The sequence below is a fragment of the uncultured Gimesia sp. genome, assembly GCF_937910335.1.
In the GTDB taxonomy this organism is placed as follows: Bacteria; Planctomycetota; Planctomycetia; order Planctomycetales; family Planctomycetaceae; genus Gimesia.
On record NZ_CALEMX010000246.1, the window covers coordinates 1 to 7,855 of the forward strand.

Consider the following 7,855-nt stretch of genomic DNA (forward strand, 5'->3'; position numbering starts at 1 on the left):
GATTCGAGCCTGGATCGATTCCTGGCTCAACCCAAATGGGAAATATCGGTTTAATGATCGATTTTTCGATTCAGCTACGGTTTGGCTGAAGAAAATCACGATACTTTAAAATGACCTGATAAAGGCTATTTCTTATTCAGTGCTAGCCGCAACTTATCAGATTCACGACTAAGTTACCTCTCAAGAGAAAGCAACTTTGAATCTATCTGGTTGGAAGTAAAGCATAGTTGATCATCTACTTAGGTTTCATCATTGCCGAATTGAAAGAGTAGTTTTTAGATCAATCCGGCTTTTCAATTAGAAAACCAGATTTTTGTTGATCGCCAGTATCGTTCACCCCCCTCTGAACGGTGCTGGCGTTTTTTTTATCTCCGGGTTTACTTTACGTTCTATATAGCATTCGCTTGTAAGAAAATAGCATTACAGAATTTCGTGAAATCATGAAAAATGCTCTCTGATTACGATTCGGCAGCGCGCTCCAGGCGATTATTGATTGTTCTTCCTAGCCCCTTCTCAGGCATTCGTAGCGCAATAATATTTTCAACTCCGGCTGAATCAAGATTCCTTAATGCTGTAAACAATTTTGCTGCAGCGACTCTCAAATCACCGGTGGGAGACAAGATCTCCTGAGCCGAAAATTGAGCACCCTTTAAAAACGTCTCTTCAAGCGGATACAAACTCAGTAGACCATTTACACCTTTTGCAGGCAATTCGTCTAACTTGTCTGCTATTACTAATCGAGCGCGCGGGGCATAATGTCTAGGCAACATTCCAGGACTTTCAGGGGATTTCACTTCTGCATGATCTTCAATTTTTGCGATGCGTACCTGCCCTATACATGCTTCGATCTCTTCAAGCGATATTCCTCCCGGTCTTAGTAAAACCGGGGTGTCTTCGATGCATTGGATGACCGTCGATTCAACACCTACAGAACATGGTCCTCCGTCTAAAATCAGTTTTATTTCATTGCCTAGCTGCTCTTCAACATGCTGAGCCAGAGTAGGACTCAGGCAACCAAACTTATTCGCACTGGGTGCTGCAATTGGTAGTTTCGCAGCTTCCAATAGCTGTCTCGCTATTGGGTGCGCAGGGATACGAATCGCAACGGAGCCTAATCCGGATGTAACGAGATCGGGAACAACTCCTGTTTTGGGAACAACCAGGGTTAAGGGGCCTGGCCAAAACTGTTCTGCAAGTTTTTCAGCCTGTTTTGATAATCCAAGTGTAAGTTGGTCAAGTTGATTGACATTAGAAATATGAACAATCAAAGGGTCAAAGTGAGGCCTTTGCTTTACTTCGAATATCCTGGCAACCGCTTCTGAATCAAGTGCATTTGCTCCAAGGCCATAAACCGTCTCCGTTGCAAATGCAACGAGCTCACCAGCTCGAATCAACTCGGCACCGGCTGTGATATCCTGACTAATTGCACAATTCATTATTATTTTTAAGTATGTAACTAAGAAAAAAGTCTATTGTTAATTGCAATTTTACTTCTGACGATCCCTTGAATAAATCAAAAAAAGACCCTCGCATCATATCAGTCTCGATACCCGGGGCAACCGGAAAAGCACACAGCTTTAAATCGAATCTGAGACGATTACGAGAGTCTCAATTTTATCAGAAACAAGTATAAACTTGATTAGCAAAGGAGTTTATTTTAACCTGAAAACTGAAATTGCACTGGAGTAGCCTGCTGCCTTCTTGGCAAATTATTTACGAGTTCTCCGGGTTTTTGACCTAAAATTGCGTTGACCCCTGCTTCAAGATCTCGATCGAGAGGTCCCACTTCTTCTAATTCACGCTCAGTCATTTTGACTGAAACATCCGGAGTCACGCCAGTCCCTGCCATTTCCCGTCCCGTAGGTGAATAAAATTTAGCAGTTGTTAACCAAAATGTTCCAGCTACAGATTGCAATGGAAAATGTGTTTGGACCGTTCCCTTACCGTAAGTTTTCCGGCCAACAATCAGACCTCGACGGTTCTCTTGAATAGCAGCCGCAAAGATTTCACTTGCGCTGGCACTATCACCATCTACCAATACAACAAGAGGAGTTTTCCAGGTTTGCTCATGCGTTGCTGACTCAACGGTATTGTCACCCTGGTTACGTCCACGAGTCGATACAATTTGACCAGATGGGACAAACCGATTCGAAACAGCAATTGCCTCAGTCAACAAGCCTCCCGGATTTCCACGCAAGTCAAACAGTAAAGATTTCATACCCTGCTGGTGTAGATTCCATAACGCCTTATCTAATTCCTGAACGGCTCCTTCTCCAAACTTTTCCAGACGGATCAATCCTATTTTTTGTTGTGCATCAACCATTTTCACCTCACTGATGTTTGTGATCCGAATGGATTGTCGACTCAGATTGACCCTGGCATCCCTGCTCCCTCTACGCACATTGAGGGAAATTGATGAACCAGCGGGTCCGGTAATCAGATTTGCAACTTCGTCAAGCGAAAGTCCTGTTAACGTTCTTTGATTTACACCTACGATTACATCACCACGTTGAAGTCCTGCTTTCTGCGCGGAACCTCCATTGATCGTTCGTAAGATGACTGCACCCTCTCGGTGAGTTTTTAATTGTACACCCACGCCCACAATATTATTGCCTCCAGTATCGACACGTGGTCCAGACACACTGGGCGTAAATTCGAATCGTGAGTGTTTATCAAGTGCATCCAACGACCCATAAGCGAACTCATAAATCACACCAGTCGGCTGCATTTGAAGTTGGCTTCCAGCAATATCCGCCGCCTGACGTAAAACGGTTACCGCTTCCTGTGAATTGCGAGCGGGATTTTGATTCATCAATTGCTGCCAACTTTGCTGTGCCATTCGAATTTGTTCCGGTGAGGCTGAAACACGATTGGTGCTCATAAACGCTTGATTTTCTACAGCGAATATCAAATTTTGTAACGATTTTTTCGTTCGTACATCGTAGGAAGGAGGTTGCACATGACGTGAGTCAATCATCCGATTTACTTCCAGGTAGAATGCATAAGCCCTTTGCGGGTCAAGTCTCTGCATCGTTGCCACAACGGAAGGACTGGAATATCGCTGCGACAACTTGGCTTTGACTTCCCGGTTAGGGTCTATGGGAATTTGATTGGGGAAACTTGTTTCATATCGATCCCGATCATACTGAGGCTGAGTCCTTTGACGTAATTCTCTAATCAACTCTCTTAATTTTTGATTGTCGAAATCATCTTCAAACGACTCACGTGGCTGGCGTGTTGGAAACGACTCGCTTGGCTGGCGTGCTGGAAACGATTCGCGTAGTTGGCGTTTTGGAAACGAATCGCGTCTTTCTCGGGGATTGTTTTCATAGTGATCGCGAGAGCGATCATATCGTTGATCGTTACCAGATAATAATCTTTTTAATTTTAATTCAAATTCATCAGATCGAGTATCGTCATATCTCGAACGCTGTTTTTGAAACCGCTGATCTCTGGAATAGGATGGCGGTAGAAGATCATCAATAGAATGATCCAAATTACGACGATCAAAAGTTGGATCATCAGCTCGACGATAGGAATTTTCTCGATACGAATCATAGTCTGCTGCGTGAGAGAGTGTTGTACACCCAGTCAAGAAAACAGCCGTCATTAATAAGACCATTCCCCAAACAAAAAGGCGTGCTGAATTAAAGGTTTCGTTTTGAGTGTAATTAAATTGTGATCGGTTCATGATCCCCTCCAATATAAGTCGCCTGGCGACTATTAAGTCCGGCCGATCAACTTCCTTTGTGATGGCTTAACGGAAATGAAAAAAGAAAATAATAAACGGTTCACATAGTATGTACCGTTCCGCTTAATTTTTTTAAGCGCACTGAGTATTCAAGGCCTGTTCCTGTTTTGTAGAAAGAGCAGAATCGATGGATTCTGAAATCTTTTCTTCTTCCAGTAGTTCTCCACGAGTGACCCGTATCTCGCTTGGGGCATCAATGCCAATTTTAATGGCCCCCTTGCCTGTCTTAAGAATTTTGATCACGATGTTGTCACCAATTTGAATTACTTCATCTCGTTTTCGTGTTAAAACTAACATCAGATAATCTCCTGTTATTGCTGACCACCAATGCGTTCTCTCATAAGAATCATATTGATGTCATATTGTTATTGTTAAGTGGCTAAAACTGATACATAGCATTCGGTGTGCCAATTCATTTATTCAAACAGATTCAAATACTTATATCTTTATATTGCATACACTTACGAATTTATTGATTTCTTTGCCGCAATTACGAGCACTTGATTGTGGCGTGTAATATTGACAACATATCTATTAACGAACCCAAAATTACAATGGATCAAAATATCAATAGTCCATTTTATGATTACACACAAAGGAATGAATCTCCCCCAAAAATCATCACTCTTTACTCAATCCGACAACTCAGCGGCAATGCCCCAGCTTCTCAACCAGAGTTTTACTGCCTTCTAAAAAAGTTCAACCTTTTCATTTCGATGACAATCTGTCTCTTCAATTGGATCGCGATGAATCGATGGCCAGCATGGTCTTGACGCAATTTACAAAACCAGTAAACTTCGCCGCCTGATATGATGAACTTTAAAGTTGAGACTGCTTTGCTCGCAGTATTGCTGCCTTTTTCAGCTTCTATCAGATCTTACAAAACATGTTAGCTATCAAACGGGCCAAAATTACCAACCATCGTTTGATGTTCAGCCTGTTCTCGACAGAGTGACAGTCATGGAAGACACTGGTTAATCAAGCCGTAGAATTCACAAGAAAGGATTGTGTGAATGTATTCCCGCTCCAGCCACACCACTACTAGTTACAAAAATCTCTTGGGATTTTTGCCCCCTACGTCAAAAGTTATCGTTGTACTTTTGGTTTTTGGATTCGCAACTGTTTGTTTCAGTCCAAGCGCACATGCACAATCTCCAAGCGACAATAACAGTAAACTTGTAAACGATTTACTTCGCTTGTTGGAAAAATCTGAATTAGCAACACGGGACCGTGAATATAAGCCATCGGGCTTGTATCTTCCTCCAACCCCTCAACTGAACACTTCACGAATCAATATCAGCGAAGTGAGAGATTTACTTGATAAGTTCTCGAATGACAGCTCGGCATTAGCAATCAGCCTTAACAGAGTCATGTATCAAGTTCCCGGGGTTCGTGAGTATATTTCCGATGTACTAAAAGTGAGAGCCCGCGCATCAATTCTAGCCGAAAAAGTTCGTCGTAGTAGCGATCTTACTTTGATAGCAGCAGAATACGGTGAAATTGACCAATTATGGAGAGTCGTCTCACATCAACTGGATCAAGTACGCGGCCTGGATAGAGAATCCAAGAGAATCGTTGTGCGAATGAATGACCATGATCGCAAGTTAGGCGACATGCTGCAAACTGGTCCTCAACTAAAACGAACCGAACTCTTAAGACAAACATCAGCGCTAGCCAATGCACTGGGCAATTTAGTAGAAGACATCGAAATTGAACTCTCGCGTGAGCCACAAAAATTTGACCTGGTGAGAGAGGGACAAAAAGTTGAACAAAGAATGATTCAAGTTTCTAATTTGATTATCGATCGACAGAATTATGATTCCATTAAACGAGAATATCTGGCTTTTCGTGACAGCTGGTACAGTTACGCAGCTCGCTTGCGTCCTTACCATAATCGCATTTTAAGTCGTGGAATCCAACGCGTAGTACAACAGGATCGATCAATTCAAGAACTTCTCTGGTTACCTCAGGATGGAGCCAATCTTGAGGAAATTGCGCATTTAACGGAAGCTTTGAAACGGGACGTAGACGAATTCTATCGCAGAGCTACACTTCGCCTCTTGATCAGCTTACCTCCAGCTAATTATATTTCAACGTCCGATGAGTTTTATGGGACTGTTGAAAATCTGATCGACACAGTCAACCATAATGAGTCCAGCAATGAATTGATTACTTCTTTCACTTACATTGATGATTCATGGAAAGATTTTTCCGCTTTGTTTCACAGTGTAGAAAGCCCTGCGGCATTGCAGCTGCTGGATAAAGTCGATTCTTCAATCAATGCATTGCGAGTATCACTTCGTGTCGAAGAACCCTCAGAAAATCTCGACCTCGCTAAGCTTGTTGTAGCATTGGAAACGCAAACTTCACAGCTTTCGATTATCGCTGAACAATGGTTGGCAACTGAGTCACCTTCTGTCAGAAGATCGACACAAAATGCCATTCGTGATTTCTCAACCATTGCTCATGAGCTTCATCGGCTCGTGATAATGAAACCTTCTTCAAGGTCACTGATTTCTGCGAAGACTTCAGAACTTTTCGAAAGCTGGTTTACGGTTCATGAGAAAATATCTCGATGTGACTCTCGTGAAAAATATCAAATTCAGGAGACCGCAGTTCGTATCACACAAATGTTGATGGATGTGCGATACGCGACCAAATAGAGAAATTCTCAGATTGATCTCCATTCAAGGCCCTTATTAATTGAGGGCCTTGTTTTTGCGCAACGACATATAAATAATTTAGTAATGGCTCTATTCTCAGAAAGCATAGCCATTTTCAAAGGCTAATCGAACTGATGATGAATTCTTCAAGCCCTACGGGAGGGGACCCGCATTCAAATAAGTCTGACATAACAGATCAGAATTTAACCGACTGGGTGGATTATATTGTTGCATACTTTATTGCCATTCAACGCTATTCACGAATTTCCTTTTTACATCTGGATGCTGATAGAATAGAAAGCATAGAATCAAGAAGTACTTCTTTTTTGCCGCTGGCGGGAATGAGTCTGGCGTTTTTACTGACAATACTATTGGCTCTCACGCAAGTTTTTTGGCCTTTAGCGATTGCCGTTCTGCTTGTTGGTTCACTCGAGTTAGTATTTCTTCGCACTTTTGTTCCCGAATCGATCCCCCTCTGCCGAACACTTTTAGTCTCTCAGAAGTCATCCACTTCTTCTGGAAATATTTTTGTCCTGACAATTCTTTTCATGCTATTGCGTCTCGTCATATTTCATCAACTATTTTCCAATGTCACTTCGATTCTCACACCCTGTATCCTGATACTGACTTCCATTTCTTTGGGAACCTGGATTGTTCCTTTTTCTATCAGCTTTACTTCTTCTCATGATGAGACTGCCAGATGGTTAAATCCCAATCGTCCTTTATCGAAGAAGCAACTGGGGTACGCCAGTTTATGTTTGATCCCATTATTTTTACTCGGATTTTGGGCCTCATTGCACTATCTGGCTCCAGCACTCTTAGCCGCTGCATTCGTAATATATTGGATTATGAGAAAACTGGAAGATCATGATACCGAAGTGACAGACACACACATTGAAGGACTGGCGTCTCTTTTTCAGATCATTTTTCTTTTAGTCTGTACCATAGACTTTTCATTTTTGAAGGAATTGTCTGAGTAAATCAACAGTCGTCATCAAGTGCTAGTGCTTTGTCAAGCTTGGAATTGAGGGCTAGGAGTGTTGTTTACGTGCTTCGTTGCTGCACTCCCGTAATCTCGATCACCTCAATATTCAAAAATGAACTCCACTAGTCCCATTGCCTTAACTCCGACCGCATTAATCCTCGTCCAAACTCTGAAACAGCTTTTAATTGAAAACCCTGTTGTTCGAGAATCGTGGACGGATCTATCAGCTTATGTGCTTGAATTTGAGCCACTATTTTGAAAAACAGATACATCAAATTCAGCCACATGCATGCTCTGAGTTGCTGGAACTTTCCGCCTGAGATCTGAAAATCTGCGTATAGCCAAAATGTGCCTCTTTTGCAGGAAGCAGTGATTTTAGAAATGCTATTAACGAGCGACTCTTCGTTAAACACGTCCAGGAAGAAGTTCGTTACTATCAAATCATAGTCCTGATCT

The 7,855-nt window shown here is 42.3% G+C and carries 6 protein-coding genes; 2 read left to right on the top strand and 4 right to left on the bottom strand.

Annotated elements, in window-relative coordinates; all coding sequences use genetic code 11:
• Window positions 1-458: 458 nt before the first annotated feature.
• The 3 genes from Q0668_RS09940 to Q0668_RS09950 form a co-directional block, all read right to left on the bottom strand.
• Window positions 459-1,436: an L-threonylcarbamoyladenylate synthase gene (locus tag Q0668_RS09940; RefSeq protein ID WP_298863655.1), complete on the bottom strand. Its 978-nt coding sequence runs from the start codon at window positions 1,434-1,436 to the stop codon at window positions 459-461.
• A gap of 221 nt (window positions 1,437-1,657) precedes the next feature.
• Entirely contained in the window at window positions 1,658-3,691 is a 2,034-nt protein-coding gene (locus Q0668_RS09945) for a S41 family peptidase (protein ID WP_298863658.1), read from the bottom strand.
• Window positions 3,692-3,823: 132 nt separating this feature from the next.
• The gene (locus Q0668_RS09950; RefSeq protein ID WP_298863661.1) at window positions 3,824-4,048 is read right to left on the bottom strand and encodes a carbon storage regulator; all 225 of its coding nucleotides are present in this window, start codon (window positions 4,046-4,048) and stop codon (window positions 3,824-3,826) included.
• An 899-nt stretch (window positions 4,049-4,947) separates the two neighbouring features.
• On the opposite strand from Q0668_RS09950, the gene Q0668_RS09955 reads away from it, so the two are divergent.
• On the top strand, window positions 4,948-6,414 hold the full coding sequence (locus tag Q0668_RS09955; RefSeq protein ID WP_298863664.1) for a hypothetical protein: 1,467 nt from the start codon (window positions 4,948-4,950) through the stop codon (window positions 6,412-6,414).
• A 134-nt stretch (window positions 6,415-6,548) separates the two neighbouring features.
• Window positions 6,549-7,394 (top strand): hypothetical protein, encoded by an 846-nt coding sequence (locus Q0668_RS09960; protein ID WP_298863667.1) that lies wholly within the window; start codon window positions 6,549-6,551, stop codon window positions 7,392-7,394.
• A gap of 127 nt (window positions 7,395-7,521) precedes the next feature.
• On the opposite strand, the gene Q0668_RS09965 is transcribed toward Q0668_RS09960, so the two are convergent.
• The coding region (locus tag Q0668_RS09965) for a hypothetical protein (RefSeq protein ID WP_298863669.1) at window positions 7,522-7,855 on the bottom strand (334 nt) is incomplete at its 5' end.

Excerpts from the sequence above, each read along its gene's own strand:
- Q0668_RS09940 (WP_298863655.1), bottom strand. The coding sequence starts at position 1,436 with ATGAATTGTGCAATTAGTCAGGATATCACAGCCGGTGCCGAGTTGATT.
- Q0668_RS09945 (WP_298863658.1), bottom strand. The coding sequence starts at position 3,691 with ATGAACCGATCACAATTTAATTACACTCAAAACGAAACCTTTAATTCA.
- Q0668_RS09950 (WP_298863661.1), bottom strand. The coding sequence starts at position 4,048 with ATGTTAGTTTTAACACGAAAACGAGATGAAGTAATTCAAATTGGTGAC.
- Q0668_RS09960 (WP_298863667.1), top strand. The coding sequence starts at position 6,549 with ATGATGAATTCTTCAAGCCCTACGGGAGGGGACCCGCATTCAAATAAG.